Origin of the sequence: Rodentibacter caecimuris, from assembly GCF_001019715.1 — a bacterium.
Classification (GTDB): Bacteria; Pseudomonadota; Gammaproteobacteria; order Enterobacterales; family Pasteurellaceae; genus Rodentibacter; species Rodentibacter caecimuris.
Genome location: NZ_BBXJ01000001.1, coordinates 2,606,421 through 2,627,214, shown reverse-complemented (window position 1 = coordinate 2,627,214; position 20,794 = coordinate 2,606,421). Strand labels below are relative to the sequence as shown.

Annotated in this window: 15 protein-coding genes; 9 read left to right on the top strand and 6 right to left on the bottom strand. The window is 40.9% G+C overall.

Annotated elements, in window-relative coordinates; genetic code table 11:
• Positions 1-7: 7 nt before the first annotated feature.
• On the bottom strand, positions 8-2,116 hold the full coding sequence (locus PNEUHYL_RS12825; RefSeq protein WP_078061255.1) for a type VI secretion system Vgr family protein: 2,109 nt from the start codon (positions 2,114-2,116) through the stop codon (positions 8-10).
• Between the two features lie 242 nt (positions 2,117-2,358).
• Between PNEUHYL_RS12825 and PNEUHYL_RS12820 the strand changes: the two genes are divergently transcribed.
• The 4 genes from PNEUHYL_RS12820 to PNEUHYL_RS12810 all read left to right on the top strand — a co-directional run bounded on the left by PNEUHYL_RS12820 (position 2,359) and on the right by PNEUHYL_RS12810 (position 4,909).
• Positions 2,359-3,873, top strand: coding sequence for a sodium-dependent transporter (locus PNEUHYL_RS12820; protein ID WP_059368741.1), 1,515 nt, complete (start codon positions 2,359-2,361; stop codon positions 3,871-3,873).
• Position 3,874: 1 nt separating this feature from the next.
• Positions 3,875-3,970 (top strand): methionine/alanine import family NSS transporter small subunit, encoded by a 96-nt coding sequence (locus PNEUHYL_RS12815; protein WP_018356165.1) that lies wholly within the window; start codon positions 3,875-3,877, stop codon positions 3,968-3,970.
• Positions 3,970-4,128 (top strand): hypothetical protein, encoded by a 159-nt coding sequence (locus PNEUHYL_RS13515; RefSeq protein WP_164703645.1) that lies wholly within the window; start codon positions 3,970-3,972, stop codon positions 4,126-4,128. Before PNEUHYL_RS12815 ends, PNEUHYL_RS13515 begins: the two co-directional genes overlap by 1 nt.
• A 208-nt stretch (positions 4,129-4,336) precedes the next feature.
• Complete coding sequence (locus tag PNEUHYL_RS12810; protein WP_059368740.1) at positions 4,337-4,909, top strand: contractile injection system protein, VgrG/Pvc8 family; 573 nt, start codon at positions 4,337-4,339, stop codon at positions 4,907-4,909.
• A gap of 1,860 nt (positions 4,910-6,769) precedes the next feature.
• On the opposite strand, the gene PNEUHYL_RS12795 is transcribed toward PNEUHYL_RS12810, so the two are convergent.
• The gene (locus PNEUHYL_RS12795; RefSeq protein ID WP_059368739.1) at positions 6,770-8,929 is read right to left on the bottom strand and encodes a YadA family autotransporter adhesin; all 2,160 of its coding nucleotides are present in this window, start codon (positions 8,927-8,929) and stop codon (positions 6,770-6,772) included.
• 239 nt (positions 8,930-9,168) lie between these two features.
• Here PNEUHYL_RS12795 and PNEUHYL_RS12790 point away from each other — a divergent pair, with 239 nt between their 5' ends.
• Positions 9,169-9,603, top strand: a complete 435-nt coding sequence (locus PNEUHYL_RS12790) for a hypothetical protein (protein ID WP_059368738.1) — start codon at positions 9,169-9,171, stop codon at positions 9,601-9,603.
• Between the two features lie 72 nt (positions 9,604-9,675).
• Here the strand turns inward: PNEUHYL_RS12790 and cpdB are convergent, their stop codons facing one another.
• The 4 genes from cpdB to pepE form a co-directional block, all read right to left on the bottom strand.
• A complete protein-coding gene (gene cpdB / locus PNEUHYL_RS12785) occupies positions 9,676-11,649 on the bottom strand; it encodes a 2',3'-cyclic-nucleotide 2'-phosphodiesterase (RefSeq protein ID WP_059368737.1) in 1,974 nt (657 codons plus the stop codon).
• Positions 11,650-11,784: 135 nt separating this feature from the next.
• On the bottom strand, positions 11,785-13,053 hold the full coding sequence (locus tag PNEUHYL_RS12780; RefSeq protein ID WP_059368736.1) for a M20 family metallo-hydrolase: 1,269 nt from the start codon (positions 13,051-13,053) through the stop codon (positions 11,785-11,787).
• A gap of 68 nt (positions 13,054-13,121) precedes the next feature.
• The gene (gene dcuC, locus PNEUHYL_RS12775) at positions 13,122-14,417 is read right to left on the bottom strand and encodes a C4-dicarboxylate transporter DcuC (RefSeq protein ID WP_059368735.1); all 1,296 of its coding nucleotides are present in this window, start codon (positions 14,415-14,417) and stop codon (positions 13,122-13,124) included.
• Positions 14,418-14,435: 18 nt separating this feature from the next.
• Complete coding sequence (gene pepE, locus PNEUHYL_RS12770) at positions 14,436-15,140, bottom strand: dipeptidase PepE (protein WP_059368734.1); 705 nt, start codon at positions 15,138-15,140, stop codon at positions 14,436-14,438.
• 128 nt (positions 15,141-15,268) lie between these two features.
• On the opposite strand from pepE, the gene PNEUHYL_RS12765 reads away from it, so the two are divergent.
• The 4 genes from PNEUHYL_RS12765 (at position 15,269) to potE (ending at position 20,776) form a co-directional block, all read left to right on the top strand.
• A complete protein-coding gene (locus PNEUHYL_RS12765) occupies positions 15,269-16,504 on the top strand; it encodes a Zn-dependent hydrolase (RefSeq protein ID WP_059368733.1) in 1,236 nt (411 codons plus the stop codon).
• A 325-nt stretch (positions 16,505-16,829) separates the two neighbouring features.
• Positions 16,830-17,000 (top strand): leader peptide SpeFL, encoded by a 171-nt coding sequence (gene speFL / locus PNEUHYL_RS12760; RefSeq protein ID WP_110890523.1) that lies wholly within the window; start codon positions 16,830-16,832, stop codon positions 16,998-17,000.
• A gap of 234 nt (positions 17,001-17,234) precedes the next feature.
• Positions 17,235-19,397 (top strand): ornithine decarboxylase SpeF, encoded by a 2,163-nt coding sequence (gene speF / locus PNEUHYL_RS12755; RefSeq protein ID WP_059368732.1) that lies wholly within the window; start codon positions 17,235-17,237, stop codon positions 19,395-19,397.
• A gap of 59 nt (positions 19,398-19,456) precedes the next feature.
• On the top strand, positions 19,457-20,776 hold the full coding sequence (gene potE, locus PNEUHYL_RS12750) for a putrescine-ornithine antiporter (protein ID WP_059368731.1): 1,320 nt from the start codon (positions 19,457-19,459) through the stop codon (positions 20,774-20,776).
• The last annotated feature ends 18 nt before the right edge of the window (positions 20,777-20,794 follow it).

Here is a 20,794-nt window from a genome sequence, read left to right as displayed (position 1 = left end):
CCGTCTCCTATGAAATACGTAATCCGGTAAAAGTGAAAGGTTTTCCTTCATTGATAGTAGTTTCAAACGGGCTCACCACGTCAGCTTCGCCATTCTCCTCAATCAATTCTCCCTCAATATACACATTCCCAATCAGCTCAATTCCCTTGCGGTTGATGACTATCGAACCGCCCGGGCCGCTGATTTCTACGGTTTCGTAACCCTCTAAATCAAATTGCTCGCAGATTTGCTCAAACAGTTCGCCCGCCTGCCAACTGCCGTTTTGCGCGATGTCGATGTTGAGTTCATTGCCGACGTGGATGATGGTGTCGCCATGTACATTGACATAACGGTTGTTATTGATGTTAAGGAGGTCATCTTGTTCCACTTTGGTGAGGCGGTTGCGTCCGATGTGGTTGGTTTGGTCTCGGTTGACGGTTAAGGCTTCGTCTTGATTGACGCTTTCCGTGCGGTTGTTGCCGATGTGGACGGTTTCATTTCGGTTCACTTGTTCGGTGCGGTTATGCCCGATTTGGGTGGTTTCGTCGTGTTTGACGAGGTGGTTGAGGTCTTTTTCGGCGTGGATAAAAATCTCTTCTTGTCCGTTTTCGTCTTCAAAACGCAGTTCGTTAAAGCCGTTACCTTTGTGACTTTTGGATTTTATTGTGGTGCGGGTTTTATGTTCCGGTAGTTTATAGGGCGGTTCGGTGGTGCTGTGATAGGTGCGCCCCACCACTATCGGTTGGTCGGGGTCGCCGTTGAGGTATTTGACCAGCACTTCATCGCCGATTCGCGGTATCATCATATTACCGTATTGCGCACCCGCCCAGCCTTGAATCACCCGTATCCAGCAAGAGCTGTGTTCGTCTCCGTTGCTCCGTCTGTCCCACGGGAAGTGTAGTTTAACCCGTCCCCATTCGTCACAGTAGATTTCTTCGCCTTCAGGGCCGACCACATGCGCCACTTGGGTGCCACGAATAATCGGGCGGGGTTTTGGCGGGCTGCGCCAAGGTTTGTGATGAGGGATGAGGAATAGGGTGTTTTCGTAATGGTTGCCACTTTTTGAGGGTTCGTCTTCAACCGTTGCCCGTTCTATCGCTTCTTCCTCTAACACACCGATTTGGCTTCCCCTATGTTCGACACGTACTACTAACCATTCTTGGTTGAATGCCGCTGAGTGGTGTCCTTCGAGGCGAAAACCATAACCGGGGATGACGCGCATATCATCTCCCGTGGCCTGTGCCGTTTCTGACTGCGCCAGTTCGGCTTCCAGCCGATAACGGCTAAAGGGGTTGCCTTGTTCATCCCGTTTGTATCGGCCGGGGTAATCGTAGTGTTCATAAACACTCGGCGAATTGACCGCACTTTTAGGCGATTGAGGTGAGGAAGAATCCCTTGAGGCAGCAGGTTGGGCGGTATGTTGATGTTCTAGGTTGTAGTTAGGATTTAAGAAGGTGTAATCACGTAAAGTTTGCCGGTTTGTGGTCAGTCTGTGGCGGTATTCAAACTGCCAAAGACTGGCAAAAGGGCGCTCGCCTGCCGGGTTGGCGTTATAGGTCAAGGTGCCTAAAATCGGCGAAGACCGACTTTGATGGGCAAAACATAATTCGTGGCTGTCGGCATCATGTTTGAAATAATAATACCAACCTTCTTCCGCCGCCAAGCGTTCAATGAAGGCGACATCCGTTTCCCGATATTGTACGCAATATTCCCGTTCCCAATCCGACGGTAACGGTTCAAAGGTGACTTTTTCCACCCAATTTTTTTGCAACAACGTGCGGATGATTTTTTCGCTGTTTTGATGTTGGAAAATACGGCTGTCCGACTGCAACCCCGCCCGCACTAATGCCGGCTCGACTACCATATTATAATGCGTGCGCACAAAGCCCGTTTTACCCAACCCGAATCCCGTGACAATCCCGTTCACATAACGTACCGCTTTATCCCCCTGCCAAAAGGTGAAAGTGACCGGTTTATCCATCAGTGCCGAAAAAGGAATATTCGGGTCAAAACTGGATAACCTCAGCTCTAAACGAAAGGGCTCGGAAAGCCCTTCGGTTAACTGAAAACTCACTACATCAAAAGGGTATTTATCGCCGGAATCAAGGGTGTAGCGGTAGTTGGATTGGGTTGCCATAGGTATCCTTTTACTTAACTTGTAATGTGTTATTAGTATAGTGCAAACACCAAATCTCATACAATGATTAATAAATTCCTATTTGATACCTCATATTTACGTTAGTAATCAGGCAACAAAGTGTCGTTAGAAATAAGAAAATAGCGTTTTTCTGACTGATCTTTCATCAATTTTATTGACTAGGTTAAAGATTTCATTATAGTTAAACTCTTTCACTTTTTTTCAATAGGAACTATTTATTCATGGTGCAATCCACTCCAAAGCGAGAGACCTTCTCCGGTCGTAAAGCATTTATTCTTGCCGCGATTGGCTCAGCCGTCGGTCTAGGCAATATTTGGCGTTTTCCTTACACCACCTATGAAAATGGCGGTGGTGCATTTATTATTCCTTATCTTATTGCCTTATTAACGGCAGGCATTCCACTTTTATTCTTAGATTATGCCATCGGACATCGCCATCGCGGCGGTGCCCCTTTATCTTATCGCCGTTTCAGCCCGCACTTTGAAGTATTCGGTTGGTGGCAAGTGATGGTGAACGTTATTATCGGCTTATATTACGCCGTGGTATTAGGTTGGGCGGCAAGCTATACCTATTTTTCCTTCAACGGTGCATGGGGTGATAAACCTATTGATTTCTTCATCGGTGAATTTCTAAAAATGGGCGATATTACTAACGGAGTCAGTTTTGAATTTGTTGGTATGGTAACCGGCCCGTTAATTGCCGTCTGGGTGATTGCATTGGCTGTACTTTCTATGGGAATTCAAAAAGGAATTGCAAAATCTTCATCGATCTTAATGCCCGTTCTCGTGGTGATGTTTGTCGCCTTAGTGGTCTATTCCCTCTTTTTACCGGGTGCGGAAAAAGGGTTGAATGCACTTTTCACACCGGATTGGTCAAAACTTTCCAACCCAAGTGTGTGGATTGCGGCTTATGGTCAAATTTTCTTCTCCCTTTCCATCTGTTTCGGGATTATGGTGACTTACGCCTCCTACCTGAAAAAAGAATCGGATCTCACGGGCAGCGGTTTAGTTGTTGGTTTTGCCAATAGTAGCTTTGAAGTGTTAGCCGGTATCGGCGTTTTTGCTGCATTAGGGTTTATCGCTACCGCACAAGGTCAAGAAGTCAGTGAAGTCGCAAAAGGCGGTATTGGTTTAGCATTCTTTGCGTTCCCAACCATTATCAACAAAGCCCCTTTTGGTGAAGTGCTAGGCGTATTATTCTTCGGTTCACTGACTTTTGCGGCATTAACGTCCTTTATTTCGGTGATTGAGGTAATCATCTCAGCCATTCAAGACAAGCTGCGCATTCGCCGTGCCAAAGTAACCTTTATTGTCGGTATCCCGATGATGTTCGTTTCCGTGATTTTATTCGGTACCACAACCGGCTTACCAATGCTTGACGTGTTTGATAAATTCGTCAACTATTTTGGTATCGTTGCCGTGGCGTTTGTTTCTCTGGTTGCTATTGTAGCAAACGAAAAACTCGGCTTACTGGGCGATCACCTAAACGAAACCTCCTCTTTTAAAGTCGGTTTCTTCTGGCGCTTATGTATCGTACTTACCACCGGTATTCTTGCCTTTATGTTATTCAGTGAAGGTGCAAAAGTATTCTCCGAAGGTTATGAAGGCTACCCAACTTGGTTTGTTAATATTTTTGGTTGGGGCATGGCAATTAGCTTGCTCTTAGTCGCATTTATCCTTTCTCGCTTGAAATGGAAAAATGAAACCCAATTAACGATGGAACCAAAAGGAGAATAAAATGAGTTCTAGCGCAATTATTATGATGATCATTGCCCTTGGCGTGATTTGGGGCGGATTCTTTTTTGCCCTGATTAGATTACCAAAAGAAAAATAATGAAATTATTGACCGCACTTTGTCAAAGTGCGGTTGTTTTTTTATCTCCTTTTAAGTCTATTATTAAAATTAAACAAATTTCTCTGACACTTGAAAATTTTGCAAAATTTAATAAAAATCGACTTCAGCCCTTTGGGTCTTTATCATTCAACGATTAACTTACAACAAATTCAGTTATACTAACCGGGTTTGAAACCTCAAATTAAGGAATAACCATGGCAACCCAATCCGACTATCGTTACACCCTGAAGGTGATAAATACCCTTTTGATGTGGTGAGTTTTCAGTTAACTGAAGGGCTTTCCGAGCCCTTTCGTTTAGAGCTGATGTTATCTGGTTTTGCCCCCATATTCCGTTTTCGGTATTGATGGATAAAGCGGCCACGTTTACGTTCTGGAAGGGGGATAAAACAGTTCGCTATGTCAATGGGATTGTCACGGGCTTCGGTTTGGGGAAAAGCGGTTTTGTGCGCACCTCTTATCAGATGGTGGTCGAGCCTGCGTTGGTGCGGGCAGAATTGCAATCGGACAGCCGTATTTTTCAACATCAAAACAGTGAAAAAATCATCCGCACGTTGCTGCAAAAAAATCGGGTGGATAATTTGGCCTTTGAGCCTTTGCCGTCGGATTGGGAACGCGAATACTGTGTGCAATATCGGGAAACGGATTTGACCTTTATTGAATGCTTGGCGACAGATGAACAAGGCCGTCCTTTCAGTCGTTATCGTTTAGAGTCAGCCCTTGCCTTATCTGAAACCGCTCAAGCCACAGGGGATGATATGCGGGTGATACTGGGTTGTGGTTTTACCTTGGCGTTTAACCAAGATTGGTTAGTCGTGCAGGTGGAACATCAAGGCTATCAAACCGGTGTCATGGAGGAGGAAGCCGGTGAAGAAGGTAACCGTTATGAAAACAAGCTGTTTCTGATTTCCCCATCATAAACCTTGGCGTAGCCCTCACGCCCCGACCGATTATTCGGGGCACACAGGTCGCCCATGTAGTAGGACTGGAAGGCTAGGAGATTTATTGTGATGAATGGGGACGGGTGTTTTTGTTATAGGGATTTTACTGTTGAAGAATTTAAAAATATAGTAGAAAAACTTATAAAAGGTGTTCTTAACCGACTAAGCTCTGGATTCCTGCATTTTCTTGCTCAAGCGTACCATGAAACCCATTTTTTCCAATCAATGCAAGAGTGTACTAGCTCTTATACTGTCAAGTACGATCCTTATAGAAGAAGAGGATTTATACATTTAACACATAAAAAAGTTATAAAAATTTTGGTGATGATATTGGAGATTCTTGTATTGTTAAAAATCCTATTATTGTTGCAACAAATATAGCTTATTCCTTTGAATCAGGAGGATGGTTTTGGAAGAAAGGAGTGATTCTTTCTAGTAATAAACCGGGATTGTGGAAATACCCTAATAGTGCTCCTAAAAGTATTAACGAGCGTATTAAAACAGAAAAAACTAATTGTGCTAAATCATAGTGTCTTATGGCAATTCAAAAGAGACATTCGGTGTTTTGAATCTAAATATCTTGGCTGACAATGATTGGGGAAATACTATTAGTTGGCTTGTTAATGGTGTTGCAAATGGATTTGATGAAAGAATTAAATATAGAAGATTATTAAAGTAGATTATGAAATATGAATTATATAAAAATAAAAAATAGTTTTGTTTTAGCCTAGCTTCTTTAGCTTTTTCGGATGTTAAAGTTAAATATCAGATAAAAAATGAAAATATTGAATTACTGGTTAATTCTGAAAACGATTTTTAGTGACTCATAAAACAAGAAATAAAGTATTGTTTAGAGAGAAAATATACTATCTGATAGGATTTATTCATTAGATAAAATTTCTAGAGAAGGAGCGTTTTTTGTTTTAAAGCTAATTTTAATGGTTAAGGAGAACAAGAGCAAAATTATTATCATACAGACGAAAGAACAGTACATCCTGTGAAAGAAAGTATAAGATATGTAGAAACAAAAGAGAAGATTAGAGATAAATCATGTGATTATTTTTATTTAAGTAAAAAAATGAATGTTTTTATATGCTTATTAAGAAAAGCTATCTGTATGATGAAAATGGAAAAAAACGAACATGTATTTAGTTAAAGGAGATAGAGTGAAGATTATCAAAGATGAGTTAGATAATGAAGGGATTAAGTGGTATTTAATCAACTACAAAGGAAAAAAAGACATCAACATGTGAATCAAAGCTGATTCTGTTGATATAAACTAATCAATTTATCAACCGCACTTTATAAGTATGGTTGATTTTTTGTTCTTTTAAAATTAACAACCAGAATTTATCCCAGAGCAACCCATAGTTACAGGTAGAAACTACACAGTACAACTGAATCAGCCTATCTTCTCCCCAAATATAAAACCCATATCAGGTAAGTGAATTACCATTACAAGCAGATGAACAAGGAAGATTCGTCTTTCCTCCAAGTTTAGTAGAGCAAAACGGAAAAAGTTTGCCTATAAAAATTGTTTTTTGGCATGAACAATATCCGAAAACTGTGCATTCGGAAGTGCCGGAATTTAGCTGGATAAATGGGAAAAGGGTGGTGAGGTTAAGAGCCTATAATGTCTATGAAATCACACCACGGGCTATTCCCAATGAGAATAATGAGCCTGCCACCTACAAACGCCCTTATCATCTTGTAAAGCAGGGAGTACAGAATCATCCAATATTTACTACATAATGCCGTAAAATTTAGTTATTTTAAATTCATTAAAAAAACCGCACATTTTAAATACGGTTTTTTCATTTAAATAAAGGGAAATTCAAATTACCACTGATACATATAGCCTGCACCAACCATATTATATCCTCGGGTATCTAACCCGACACTGGTTTTGATAATATGTTTACCGTTATCAGACATAAGGGAATAACCAACAGAAATTGCATTCTCATCACGATAACTTGCTACACCAACCCCAACACCACTCGCACCATTTCTAGTTACCTGTGGAATATTAGCCATTGCCCCCGCTTGAGCAATACCACCACGCAATTTACGATCTACCCGATTCAATTTATTTTCCAATTGACGAACTTGGTTATTGGTTTTTCTAAGTTGAGCATAATTAACCGCATCACTATCCCTTGTCCCTTCTGCAACATTAGTGATTTTTTTATTACCGGCGTTAATACCTTGATTATTCACCACGACATCACCAGCCTTAAATTCATTGGCATTAACCACATCAAAAATTGGTTTATCCGTTGTTGAATAGGTAATATTTTGACCGTCTTGTTTTACTACCATATTTTTACCGGCTTTATAGGTAACCGTATTACCCGCTTTCACTTTTTCAATCGTCACATTAATAGCTTTTCCACCATCCTCACTTCCTGTTGTGATGTTAAAACTGCTATTGTTAACTGCATTTGCCACATCAGTGACGCTAGCTAAGTTACCCTTTGTCGAATCAGCCACTACAATCCCATTATCATTAACCGAGATATCTCCTGTATCAACATTCACTGTTGGAGGAACCGGTATCGGCTTAGGTTGACTATTTTTCATTTCTTCCGTTAGCTTGTTGGCAATAAAATAAAGTTGTGAACCATTAATTGCATCCGTTGAGGTTGGGGAAATATCACCGGCAGAAACATTTTTAATTTGGCGTGTTTCGCCGAGTTTTGAATTCCCCACCGATACTGTACCGACTGATGTGGAGCCTGCGAAATTACCATAAGTAATACCGTTCACCGTGCCTTGTGAGGTATCTTTTGCATTCTCTGTGGCGGATTGATCACCTAATGCCACTGAACGATCATGATCGGCAAAGGCTTCTTTACCCATCGCAATGGCGTTGTCTTTTGTCGCTTGGGAGTCCGTTCCTAGGGCAATAGAGTGATCGCCTACCGCATTCCATACTTCATGTTCGGAACGATGAACTTGTTTACCCCCACCAGTGGTATACCAAGCCTTCGTATCGGTCGTCATACTTCCAATCGCAATCGCATTTAAACCGCTTGCAGCCGCACCATTACCCATTGCAATAGAGTTATCTCCTGCCGCAGAGGATGAAGGACCTGCAGAAGTAGAATAATCCCCTAACGCTTCCGCCCAAGTCCCTAATGCGGAGGCTCCTTTTCCAAAAGAATAAGCATGCGTACCAACACTTGTCCCCGCATAACCTAACGTTTTAGAATCATCACCCAATGTCGTTGCACGGTCATTTAAGGCATAAGCTTTGGTTCCTAACGCCGTTGATCCCCAACCAATAGCTCGAGATTCATCACCAATGGCTATCGTTGAAGTCGCTTCATCCGATAACCCTACAAGTTCAGCCTCCATACCAACCGGAGAATTTTGTTTCCGTAAAGTGTCTACGGTATTTTTAATATTATTTTTTAAATTTTGATCAATATTTGCCGCACCATCAGTATTCGTAATATCCAACGTTCTCGCATCGTTACCTATCGCAATGGATTTCACACCGCTTGCTTGCGCTTTATTCCCCATAGCGATAGCACCATTGCCGATAGTATGGCTTTCTAAACCAACCGCAATGGCACCACCACTACTCGGATATCCATAATAAGAACCCGCTAAAGATTTCGCACTGCCTCCCAAGGCGATATTCCCATCCCCCTCGGCATTGGCACGACTACCTATCGCATAACTTAACCAACCATTCGCAATGGCTTCATGACCATAAGCAATACTTTGCGAACCATATACCGTTGCCTTATATCCTTCAGCGATACTATATACGCCACTATATCTTCCTTTTTTACTTCTAGACGCTGAGTCATAAGCATTATTTTTGTCAATGGAGGATTGAGGGCCTAATGCAATAGAATGGTTTGCCGTAGCCCCAATTGTTGGAAATGTTGCATCCGTTGTATTAACGTTTAAATAATCGGTAGAAGCAGAAAATACATTCGTACTTACAAGAAACACTATTGGTGAGAAATAAAATACCCTTTTCATAATTAACCCCTTATACATAAAGAAAAATTTACTACTGATAACGACATCTTATTACTATAAATATTTCATCGTCAACTTTCTTTGGAAAAACTTACCGTTATTTTCCTTTTTGTCACAACGTATTCTCGGTCTTTATTTTGTACCCAACTATAAAATGCAAACTCCGCATACAAGAATTCAAAAAATAAACAACTCAAATTTGCTATAATTCTCGCATTTCAATTATTTTCCCAAAACTCATGGATATTCTCATTATTATCATCGTATTAGGTATTTTTTCAATCTTCACGATTATCCCTGCTATTCGGTTTATACAAACCCGAAATAACAAAGAATTTGAAGGCGAAAAACTCATTCCTTTTAGCTGTGGGAAAGTGTTTAGTGCGGAGCGTTATTATTTTAATTCCAAAGGCATTTTTATTTTCCGCGCCAGCCAACTAATTCATCATTATCAATTTGATGATTTAATTGCATTAGAAAAAATGAGTGTGACAGTAAATAACCGAAAATATTGGTATATGCGTATTCACACACCAAACGGGCAACGCCATTATCAATTTATCCCAAAAGACATGATTTTTAATGACAATTTCACCCAATTTTATCACTTCTTAAAAACAAACTATCCAAACAAAGTGAAAGAAAAATGGTATAGATGGTTTGCGGGAATTTGAAAATTCAAAAAAAATTGACTGCTCTTATAGTCATTACATAAAAAGGTGGGTTACCCACCCACCTTATTTCCATCACTTCGACAAATCAATCTGATACACCGCAAAACCAACTTCATCAATGCCAATCCGCTTTATCGCATACTGTGCTTTTTCTTGGATAAATTGTGCCGCTTGTTCTGTCGGTGAAGTTTCAAAACGAACGTCTAATTTATCATTGCCCGAGATAGGAACAAAACGCCAGTTTTTATCCGCACTTGGATTGACCGCGCCGTCTTTCTCACTGGTTGCCTTAATATAATCCACAAGAATTTGACGGTTTTCATCCGGTGAGGCATACACAATATGCTGATCGCCTGTGCCGGGGAATTTATTACTGTAAGCCCGATAATTGTTGGTAGCGATTAAAAACTCCGCTTTCGGATCAACCGGTTTACCTTGATAAGTCAGGTTTACCACACGGTGTGAGTCCGGATTAATGAGCTTACATTCGCCATCATAACGAGCAGGTTTGGTGATATCGAATTCATAATTCACGCCATCAATCACATCAAAATTATAGGTACGGAAACCTTCCCAGTTAATCAATGATTGCGGTTTATCCGTGGCTGGATCGATTTGATTAAACATTCCTGCGCTACATTCAAGCCATTCTTTGAGCTGTTCACCCGTTACTTTCACTACCACAAGGGTGTTTGGATAAAGATAGAGATCCGCGGCATTGCGGAATGTCAATTCACCTTTGTTCACTTCCGTGTAGCCGGTCGGATCGTTTTTACGTCCACCTGCTTTAAATGGCGCTCCCGCACTTAAAATCGGCAAGCCAGCCATTGCCGCCACACTTGGTGCGACTTTTTCTACATAGGCTTGTTGGGCTTGGTTCACAATTTGAATAGTCGGATCATCTTGCACCAAGGCTAAGTAGCTGTACATATTGTCGGTCGCTTTACCAATCGGTTGCGACACAAATTTGCGGGTCGCTTCGTGAACCGGCTGTAAAAGTGCGGTCAATTCCGGATCATTTTCTGTGAGGGCTTTTTTGTTTTCCGCATCAAAAATAGGGCGAAGGGCTGCCTGTCCTTCCGTAACAATCCATTTCCCTTGATGTTCGGTTAAACCTAAATCTACTACGCTGATATTATTCGCCCAATAACCTGCCATACTTTCCGGCACGCCTTTTACCGTACCTTTTACAATGTCGGCGTGAGGTGATTTGGCAAACTCTTTATTCGGGAATAAACGGTGTGAATGACCAAAAATCACCGCATCAATGTGCGGCACATCCGCTAAGTAGAATGCAGAATTTTCCGCCCCTTCTTTATAGGGTCCGTCCGATGGGCCTGTGTGCGCCAACGCAATCACAATATCCGCCCCTTTTTTCTTCATTTCAGGCACATATTTTTGTGCGGTTTTGACAATGTCGCGTGCCTCCACCTTGCCCTGCAAATTTGCCTTATCCCATACCATAATTTGTGGCGGTACAAAGCCGATATAACCGATTTTCAATTTATGGGTTTTACCTTGGTTATCCTGAACGGATTTTTCTTGAATCACGTAAGGAGTAAAATACGGCTCATCGCTCCCTGCTTTTACGACGTTTGCATTGATAATCGGGAATTTTGCCTGTTTCATCGCATCCGCCAAATAATCCAAACCATAGTTAAACTCGTGATTGCCAAGTGTACCTACATCATAATTCATGGCATTTAAACATTCTATTGCCGGATTTGCTTTGCCTTCTTTATAACCCTGCGCCGCTTGATAATCGGCAATAGGATTGCCTTGAATTAAGTCCCCGTTATCCACTAATACCGCATTTTTTACTTCGGCTTTAGCCTGACGAATTAAACTCGCCGCACGGGTAAAGCCGAATTTATCCGTTGAGGCATCCTTGTAGTAGTCAAAATCCGTTAAAAAACTGTGAATATCTGTGGTTGCCACAATACGTAAATCGATATCAGGCTTGCCTTTTGCCATCGTAAAGCGGCTTGCACTTAATGCAAGGATACTGGTTGCACCGATTTGAATAAAATGACGTCTGTTTATCATACGAAAATCCTTATTATAGGAGTGAAAAATAACAACATTCTAAGAAAAATAACCCGGTTTTGAAAGAAAGTGCGGTCAATTTTGAGAATATTTTTGCAAAGCAAGGCGGTATAGACCGCCCTAGAAAACAGGCTATTACCCTAATAACCGCTGTAATAATCCGCTATAAATATTCACGCCTGTAATCAATTGATTTTCATCGAAATCAAATTCGGCTTCGTGATGACCGGCGGTACGATCGGCACCAAGGATAAAATAAATGGATTTTCCACCGTGATCCTGCACGCGTCTGCCTAACACCGTGGCATCTTCACTGGCATTGAAGGCATAATCATCAATACTATGAATTTGAGGTTGCTGCAAGGCAATCTCTTCTACTAACCGTACCAACTCCGTATCATTATTCATATCGACAGCTTCACCCACAATTTCCGTTTCGTAAGCCACAGCAAAGCCGATAGAAATCCCCTTGGCAATTTGCATCACTTGCTCGGTCATATAGTCATTGATTTTTTTATTTTCACCACGGACTTCAAGTTGTAATTCGGCTTTTGTTGAAATCACATTACGACCTTCTCCCGCTTTTAATACGCCCACATTAATACGGCTCATTCCTTCACCGTGACGAGCGATCCCATGTAGTTGGGTAACGGCATGTGCCGCAGCAAGTAGTGCGTTACACCCTAAATGAGGCGCGGCGCCGGCGTGTGCCGGTTTTCCATGATAGCGAATATCGATTTTTGTGGTAGAAAGAAAATTTCTAGGGTTAGCAATAACCGTGCCGGAATTTGCACAAAAACTGATGTGGGAACTCGCAAAATAATCCGCATCATCAATCACTCCACTGGCTGCAATCGCAGCGGCACCACGCGTTCCTTCTTCTGCCGGTTGGAAAACAATTTTTACTTTACCGGTCAGTTTATCGCGGTTTTGTGCAATCCATAATGCCGTTCCCAAACCAATAGTAATATGTCCGTCATGCCCGCAAGAATGCATAAAGCCCTCATTGACCGAAGCAAACCCTTCTTTATTCGGGATATGGTTCGGATCGCCCGTTTCTGTGACATTCACACAATCAATATCAAAACGTAAAGCAACGGTTTTACCCGGTTTACCGGAATCAAATACTGCGACACAGCCAGTATATCCCTGCATTTTATCGAGCCATTTTTCATTCATACCATAGGCTTTTGCTTTCACTAATCCATTATCCACCACGGCTTGTTTCCGTCCACGAACAAAATCAGGGTTAATAATTTGTTTACCCATTAAAATATCAAAACAGCCAAGGCTTTCTAAATAATCCGCAATACGTGCCGTTGTCCAAAATTCGCTCCAGCCGGTTTCAGGAAAGCGATGAAATTCACGACGCCAATGAGTGAGTTGGGATAAATCTAAGTTCATTTTTTTCTCCTTAAAAACTTAATGAAAAAACACCGCACTTTGTGTGTCGTGCGGTGAAATTTGAGAGGTTATAACATAAATAATGCCAAGAATAAGACGGCAAGCACCATCCCGGGTGCAGTACGCTTCACCATTTCAACCGGACTTACCATAGCAAGACCTGCACAAACAATGGTAACGCCTGCAATCGGTGAGGCGGTACGACCTAATGCCCCGGCAATCGCAGCAGCCATACCAAGATTCACATGGGTATAGCCCAGATCCACCGCATGTGGTGTGACCGCACTATTAAAGGCAATGGCAGCGGCATCGCCGGAACCGGTGATTAATCCCATTAAAAACGGCCCGATAGTCGCTCCCCAACGGACAAATTCATTGGATTCTTTTAAGAAAGCGATAGCCGCATCGACTGCACCGGTTGATTTTAATCCCGCGACAAATACGCTTGCGGCAATAATAATGCCGAGTACATTGGCGTAAGAATTGCCCATTCCGTTAAAAAACTCTTCCGTGATTTTAACTGGTGAAATACGGGTAACGATAATGCCGTAAATAGCACCGATCAGCATGGCTTGCGGTACACCCATTTTTGTCCATTCAAGCCCCGGAATTTGTTGTAAAGAAGTTCCGCCAACAACCAAAATAATTAACGGTAATAACGGCGCAATCGCATATAGCACATTTACGCCTTGTACCTTGTTGGTTTCACTTTCTTTTTGTTCGGCAAGATAGGCTTGGCGATGTTCTTCGCCATAATCTTTAAAAACAAGGGCTAAAATCGTCAATACAATCGCACCTATCGCCCCTGCAATCATATTGTAAGGCGCATGGGAAAGGTTCACTTGGGTGATGGTTAAACCGGACATTTCGCTAATCATGGCAGAGTGGGAAGAACCCGGACTCATCATCGAACCAAAGGTTCCGGCTAAAATGGCGGCACCCGCAGTGGCAGGGCGAACTCCGGCACTTTTTAATACAGGGATTAATGTCGCGCCCACCGCCGCCGCACAACCGGCAGCAGAAGGGATCGCAATATTAATAAAGAAAGTAATAATAGTGGCGATAGGAATTAAGAAAAATTTTAAGCCGCTTAACGGTTTCGTCAGCAAATGTACCAAATGCGTATCGCATTGAGTGTATTTCATTACGTAGGCAAACCCCATACTGGAACAGATCGCCATAATCAACCCGCCGGATGTCATACTCTTTGCAAAGGCATCAAGTGCGCCCATTGGGTTTAGCGTAACAACCGACATCAATAAGCCAATACCGATTAATACGGTTCTTGTTTCCGCTTTTTTAATCAAAAAATAAATGGTGGCAAAAATACCCACAATTGCCACCAAAGATTTAAACATTTCCATAATAGTGTTCCTTTTAGGTTAATAAGAAAAAGTGTGATTCACAGCAAAGGCTTCACATTGCATACCTTCACTGAAACGTAAAATAGGGTTTTCACCCAGCACTGTCGCCTGTTCTCCTTGAATATGCAATGCCGATCCTTCTGGTAAAGCATAAACGAGTGCGGTCGGATTGACGAGTAAAAATTCAGCCAAACGCTCTTCGCGACTTTCACCGTTGTGACCTTGTATTTTGCCGGAAATAAAGTGAGGATTAATTTGATGAGGAAATAATTGCAATGCAGAAAAAGAAGGAGGATAAGTGATGGGCATATCGTTGGTCGTCATAATCGAACGTCCTGCTACATTCGTCCCTGCGCTCCACCCAAAATACGGCGTCCCGCTATTTACTTTTTCCCGAATGGCTTCAATTAAATGATGTTCGTACAACTGTCTTAATAAACAAAACGTGTTACCGCCACCAATGGCTATCACATCAGCCCGTTCAATAATATCCCGATGTTGTTTACCGTGATGGACGGAAATAATTTCCATCTCTATATCTGATAATGCCTCCTGCACAGTTTTCTCATATTCATCGAAAGTACGGCGCACTCCCGCATAAGGAACAAACGCGATTTTTTTCCCACGATAATCATTTAAAAAAGATTGTAACCAAGGTACAGCATGCTCTAAATATCTGGTTTCCTTGTATTTTGAACTACTGAGCAGTAACATTGTTTTCATTTTCTACCCTTTTTAAGTAAATATTTAATAACGCTATCATTATGCATAGAAAATATAGGATAAAAATGATCTTCTAAATAAAAAATAATTATTACATGATAAAAGTCAAAAAATAACAGGAGAATACTATGTTAGTGAATCTTCAGCGTGTACAACATTTAATAGAAAAATTAGAATCAATCTCGTCTTCTTCTGATGAGCTGACACGTTTGGCATTTACCACCGAAGATGAAAAAGCACACAATGTGATCATTGAATTATGCCGCCAATACAATTTATCAGTCAAACGAGACGCCATTGGCAATCTTTTCATTCGTAAAGCAGGGAAAGAAGATCATTTACCCGCTGTTGCATTTGGATCCCACATTGATACGGTAGTCAATGCAGGAAAATTTGACGGTCCTTTAGGTGTGATTGGCGGATTAGAGATACTCCTACAGTTGTGCGAGCAAAATATTCAAACCCGTTATCCACTGGAATTAATCGTTTTCACCTGTGAAGAATCCAGCCGTTTTAACTTTGCCACATTGGGAAGTAAAGTGATGTGTGGGGTGATAAATCAAGAAAAATTAAGCCGACTACGTGATAAACAAGGCAATACCTTAGCTGAAGCAATGGCTAAAATAGGGATGGATTTTAATTTAATTAATCAGGCTAAACGTGATGGGAAAGAGTTCAAATGTTTCTTTGAACTTCATATTGAACAAGGTCCCCGTTTAGCAAATGAAAATAAAACAATTGGCGTCGTGACAGGAATTGCTGCGCCAATTCGAGGAATTGTGAGAATTAACGGACAAGCCGATCATTCCGGTGCAACAGCCATGCACTATCGTCACGATGCATTATTGGGCGGTGCGGAACTTTCTCTTGCCATTGAACAGGCTGCAATTAATGCTAAGCATTCAACCGTAGCGACAGTCGGAAATCTGACTGCGAAACCGGGTGTGATGAATGTTGTTCCCGGCTACTGTGAATTACTTGTTGATATTCGAGGCATTCATACAGAGGCTCGTGATTCGGTTTTAGCGGTATTACAAAAAGAAATCGAAAATGTAGCCGAAAAGCGCGGATTATCTATTGAATTCCAACTGATCTCAAAAGATAACCCTGTCGTCCTTCCACAAGCAATGATTGAACAGATTGAAAATGCGGCTAAATCCCTTGGTTATTCGTATGAAATTATGCCTAGCGGAGCAGGACATGATGCAATGCATATGGCAACCCTCTGTCCGACAGGTATGATTTTTGTACCATCACATTTAGGTATTAGTCACAACCCACTGGAGTTTACGGAATGGAAAGATATTGAAGCCGGGATTAAAGTTCTACAAAAAGTGGTATTAGAGCAGGCTGAAATTTGCTAAAAATAAGATTTCAGCCTGTCATAATAAGATTTTAATTTTATTAAAGATATTTTCTCTTACTAAACCCAATCTTTTTATTTTTTAAATAATTAAAAAAGGAATATCTAACCATGACAAATTTAAATTAATTTTGAATATAACTTTGATAAAAATATAAAAATAAACACAACTAATGTTAAATAAATGTTATAAAAAATAAAAAAGTAAAATTTATTTTGACAAGGATCACATTTTTAAATATTAATTATTGCTTACACTTTTATGAAGGAGCAGAATGACAACCAAGGTAGATATGTTGAATTGTGTAGATATTAAGGGGGACTCTATGCAAGTATATACAAAAGCTTCACGCCTTTTAAGCCTCAATCCAATAAAAGGACGATCTTTAATGGCTCATATTCGTAGAACGAGACATATTATGATGCCATCGCATCGTTCTTGTTTTTCTTATTCCGTTTTTGCCTCTCAAAATAAACCATCCCATTTAGCTCTCTAATAGTGTGCTAACTATTCAGAGAGACTTTACTTTAAAAAAACAAACATGACTAAATAAAGTCACTATCTCTTGTTTAAAGTTAATATTCCAAATTTTAAATAAATAAGGATCAATAACTAATGTTTATTAATTAGTGAAAGTGTTCTTATTGTTTAAAAAAATAAAGAGTGAATTTGCATTATTTTTATAATGCAGGCGTTCTTTTTATCTCAAAATATACATAAGGAGTTAATTATGCCTAAATTAAAAATTGCATATAGCCCGGCAGTTACCCAATATTTCTTAACGAAAAGAGATATGGTAGAAATTAAACAAACTGATTTTACTGATGTTGCGGCTATTGTATTAAGTTCTTCCGACATAGATCAATTTATTGATTCCATTAAAGAAACTGAATTTAATATTCCTGTTTTTGTTGTACAAACCGCCGAACAACCGCTTTCACCTGAATTTTACGATTCCGTTTACCATATCCAAGATTTCAACGGTTATGATATCCAACTTTACAGTCGTCAAATTGAAACGGCCGCTAAACTTTATGAAGAAAAAATGCTTCCGCCATTTTTCAAAATGCTCAGCGAATATGTAGAAATGGGGAATATTGCCTTTGATTGTCCAGGACACCAAGGCGGTCAATATTATCGCAAACATCCCGCTGGGCGTTTCCTTTATGATTTCTACGGAGAAAACATTTTCCGTTCGGACATTTGTAATGCCGATGTCAAACTAGGCGATTTGCTTATTCATGAAGGCGCTGCCTGTGATGCACAAAAACATGCCGCACAAGTATTTAATGCCGATAAAACCTATTTCGTATTAAACGGTACGTCCTCTGCGAATAAAGTTGCATTAAACGCCATTCTAGCACCAGGCGATCTTGTTTTATTTGATCGAAACAACCATAAATCCAACCATCACGGCGCATTGGTTCAAGCGGGAGCAACCCCGATTTATCTTGAAACTGCCCGTAATCCGTTCGGGTTTATCGGTGGTATTGACAGCCACTGCTTTGAAGAAAGTTATTTAAGAGATTTAATCAAAGAAGTCGCACCTGAAAGTGCAGAGAAAAAACGTCCGTTCCGTTTAGCCGTGATTCAATTAGGTACTTACGATGGGACTATCTATAACGCACGTCAAGTGGTAGATAAAATTGGCCATCTTTGTGACTATATTTTATTTGATTCCGCTTGGGTCGGTTACGAACAATTCATTCCAATGATGAAAGATTGCTCTCCTCTCTTGTTAGAACTTAATGAAAACGATCCCGGCATTATCGTGACGCAATCCGTTCATAAACAACAAGCAGGTTTCTCACAAGCCTCCCAAATTCACAAAAAAGACAAACATATTAAAGGTCAAAGTCGTTATGTTAATCACAAACGTTTTAATAATGCCTTTATGTTGCACGCTTCCACCAGCCCGTTCTACCCATTATTCGCAACATTGGATGTGAATGCCAAAATTCAAGGTAGCGCAGCCGGTCGCCGTTTATGGCATGATTGTGTAAAAGTAGGGATTGAGGCACGTAAATTAGTCTTAAATAATTGCGAACTGATTCGTCCATTTATTCCTACGACAATAAAAGGCAAAAAATGGCAGGACTACGATACTGAAGAAATCGCGACAAACCTTGAATTCTTCAAATTCCATCCAACCGACACATGGCATAAATTTGAAGGTTATGAAGATGAACAATACTTCGTTGATCCTTGCAAATTCTTGCTCACCACACCGGGTATTAGCTTAGAAAGCGGTGAATACGAATCTTTCGGTATTCCGGCTACCATCTTAGCAAACTACTTACGTGAAAATGGTATTATCCCGGAAAAATGCGATTTGAACTCCATCTTATTTTTGTTAACGCCTGCTGAAACCTTAACAAAAATGCAAACCTTAGTCGCCCAAATCGCATTGTTTGAAAAACATATCAAACAAAATTCATCATTACAAGATGTATTACCTACCGTTTACAAAAATAACGAGGAACGTTACAGAGGTTATACCATTCGTCAATTATGCCAAGAGATGCATGATCTCTACGTCAGTCGCAATGTAAAACAATTACAGAAAGACTTATTCCGTAAAGCGACCTTACCTGAATATGCGATGAATCCTCACGATGCCAACATTGAATTAATCCGCAACAATGTGGAATTAGTTTCACTCACCGACATTGTAGGCAAAATTGCGGCGGAAGGTGCGCTTCCTTACCCTCCGGGCGTGCTTTGTGTAGTACCGGGAGAAAGATGGAGTACAACTGCTCAACAATATTTCTTAGCGCTAGAAGAAGGCATTAATACCTTACCCGGCTTTGCACCGGAAATCCAAGGGGTCTATCTACAAAAAGATCCTGACGGACGGACTCGTGCCTATGGTTACGTATTAAATGAACATTAATCGCTAAAAAAGTGCGGTCATTTTTTAATGAGAATATGACCGCACTTGAGGAATAAATTATGAGTACAAAAAGTAATAAAATCGGTGTGGTACAACTTACCATACTCACGATGGTAAATATGATGGGTTCCGGCGTTATCATGCTACCGACCAAATTAGCAGAAATCGGAACTATTTCTATCGTCTCTTGGTTAGTGACCGCAGTAGGTTCCACCGCTCTCGCTTACGCATTCGCACAATGCGGTATGTTCAGTAAAAAATCCGGTGGTATGGGCGGCTATGCCGAATATTCTTTCGGTAAAGCGGGTAACTTTATGGCAAATTACACCTACGGCGTCTCATTGGTTATTGCCAACACGGCAATTGCAATTTCTGCCGTAGGTTACGGTTCCGAACTGTTAGGCACAGCCCTTTCACCGCTCTCCATTGCACTGTGGACAATTTTTACATTATGGCTTGCTACCGTGCTTAACTTCGGCGGTGCAAGAATTACAGGAAATATTAGTTCGTTCACCATTTGGGGGGTCATCATTCCTGTTGTTGGTATTAGTATCGTCGGTTGGTATTGGTTTGACGGTTCACAATACATTAGCGCTTGGAATCCTCATAATGTCCCAACCTTTGAAGCGATTGGAGTATCTATCTCTATGACCTTATGGGCGTTCTTAGGATTAGAATCGGCTTGCGCCAATTCCGATGCGGTTGAAAATCCGGAGAAAAACGTACCTATTGCCGTATTGGGAGGAACACTTGGAGCGGCGGTAATTTATATTGTTTCAACCAATGTGATTGCCGGTATCGTACCAAATATGGATTTAGCACAATCTACCGCCCCATTCGGGTTGGCTTTTGCCCACATGTTTAATGAAACTGTCGGTAAAGTTATTATGGGATTAATGGTTATGTCTTGTTTTGGTTCTTTACTAGGCTGGCAGTTTACCATTGCACAAGTATTCAAATCTTCCGCAGAAGAAGGCTATTTCCCTGCATTTTTCAAAAAAGTTACCAGCAAAGACGCACCAATTATCGGTATGGTAACCATTACAGCGATTCAAACATTATTATCTTTATTGACAATCAGCCCATCATTAAATAAACAATTTAATGTATTGGTTGATTTAGCTGTGGTCACCAATGTCATTCCGTACTTACTTTCTATGGCGGCATTAGCCGTGCTGTTAAAAACGGAAAATGTACCAACGCGCAAATATAAAACAACCGTGCTCGTTGCATTTATCGGTTCGGTGTATAGCATATATGCCCTTTATGCAGCCGGTGAACAAGCGATGTTATACGGTTCAATCGCCACTTTCATTGGTTGGACATTATATGGTTTCGTGTCTTATAAATTTGATCTGCATAAATCAATTAAACAATAAATTTCTGTAACCCCATTT

Bases quoted from the DNA above. Each gene is read 5' to 3' on its own strand.
- PNEUHYL_RS12765 (WP_059368733.1), top strand. From the start codon at position 15,269: ATGTTAGTGAATCTTCAGCGTGTACAACATTTAATAGAAAAATTAGAA.
- pepE (WP_059368734.1), bottom strand. From the start codon at position 15,140: ATGAAAACAATGTTACTGCTCAGTAGTTCAAAATACAAGGAAACCAGA.
- cpdB (WP_059368737.1), bottom strand. From the start codon at position 11,649: ATGATAAACAGACGTCATTTTATTCAAATCGGTGCAACCAGTATCCTT.
- PNEUHYL_RS12825 (WP_078061255.1), bottom strand. From the start codon at position 2,116: ATGGCAACCCAATCCAACTACCGCTACACCCTTGATTCCGGCGATAAA.
- PNEUHYL_RS12790 (WP_059368738.1), top strand. From the start codon at position 9,169: ATGGATATTCTCATTATTATCATCGTATTAGGTATTTTTTCAATCTTC.
- PNEUHYL_RS12810 (WP_059368740.1), top strand. From the start codon at position 4,337: ATGGATAAAGCGGCCACGTTTACGTTCTGGAAGGGGGATAAAACAGTT.
- PNEUHYL_RS13515 (WP_164703645.1), top strand. From the start codon at position 3,970: ATGAAATTATTGACCGCACTTTGTCAAAGTGCGGTTGTTTTTTTATCT.
- speFL (WP_110890523.1), top strand. From the start codon at position 16,830: ATGCAAGTATATACAAAAGCTTCACGCCTTTTAAGCCTCAATCCAATA.
- PNEUHYL_RS12780 (WP_059368736.1), bottom strand. From the start codon at position 13,053: ATGAACTTAGATTTATCCCAACTCACTCATTGGCGTCGTGAATTTCAT.
- potE (WP_059368731.1), top strand. From the start codon at position 19,457: ATGAGTACAAAAAGTAATAAAATCGGTGTGGTACAACTTACCATACTC.
- speF (WP_059368732.1), top strand. From the start codon at position 17,235: ATGCCTAAATTAAAAATTGCATATAGCCCGGCAGTTACCCAATATTTC.
- PNEUHYL_RS12795 (WP_059368739.1), bottom strand. From the start codon at position 8,929: ATGAAAAGGGTATTTTATTTCTCACCAATAGTGTTTCTTGTAAGTACG.
- dcuC (WP_059368735.1), bottom strand. From the start codon at position 14,417: ATGGAAATGTTTAAATCTTTGGTGGCAATTGTGGGTATTTTTGCCACC.
- PNEUHYL_RS12815 (WP_018356165.1), top strand. From the start codon at position 3,875: ATGAGTTCTAGCGCAATTATTATGATGATCATTGCCCTTGGCGTGATT.
- PNEUHYL_RS12820 (WP_059368741.1), top strand. From the start codon at position 2,359: ATGGTGCAATCCACTCCAAAGCGAGAGACCTTCTCCGGTCGTAAAGCA.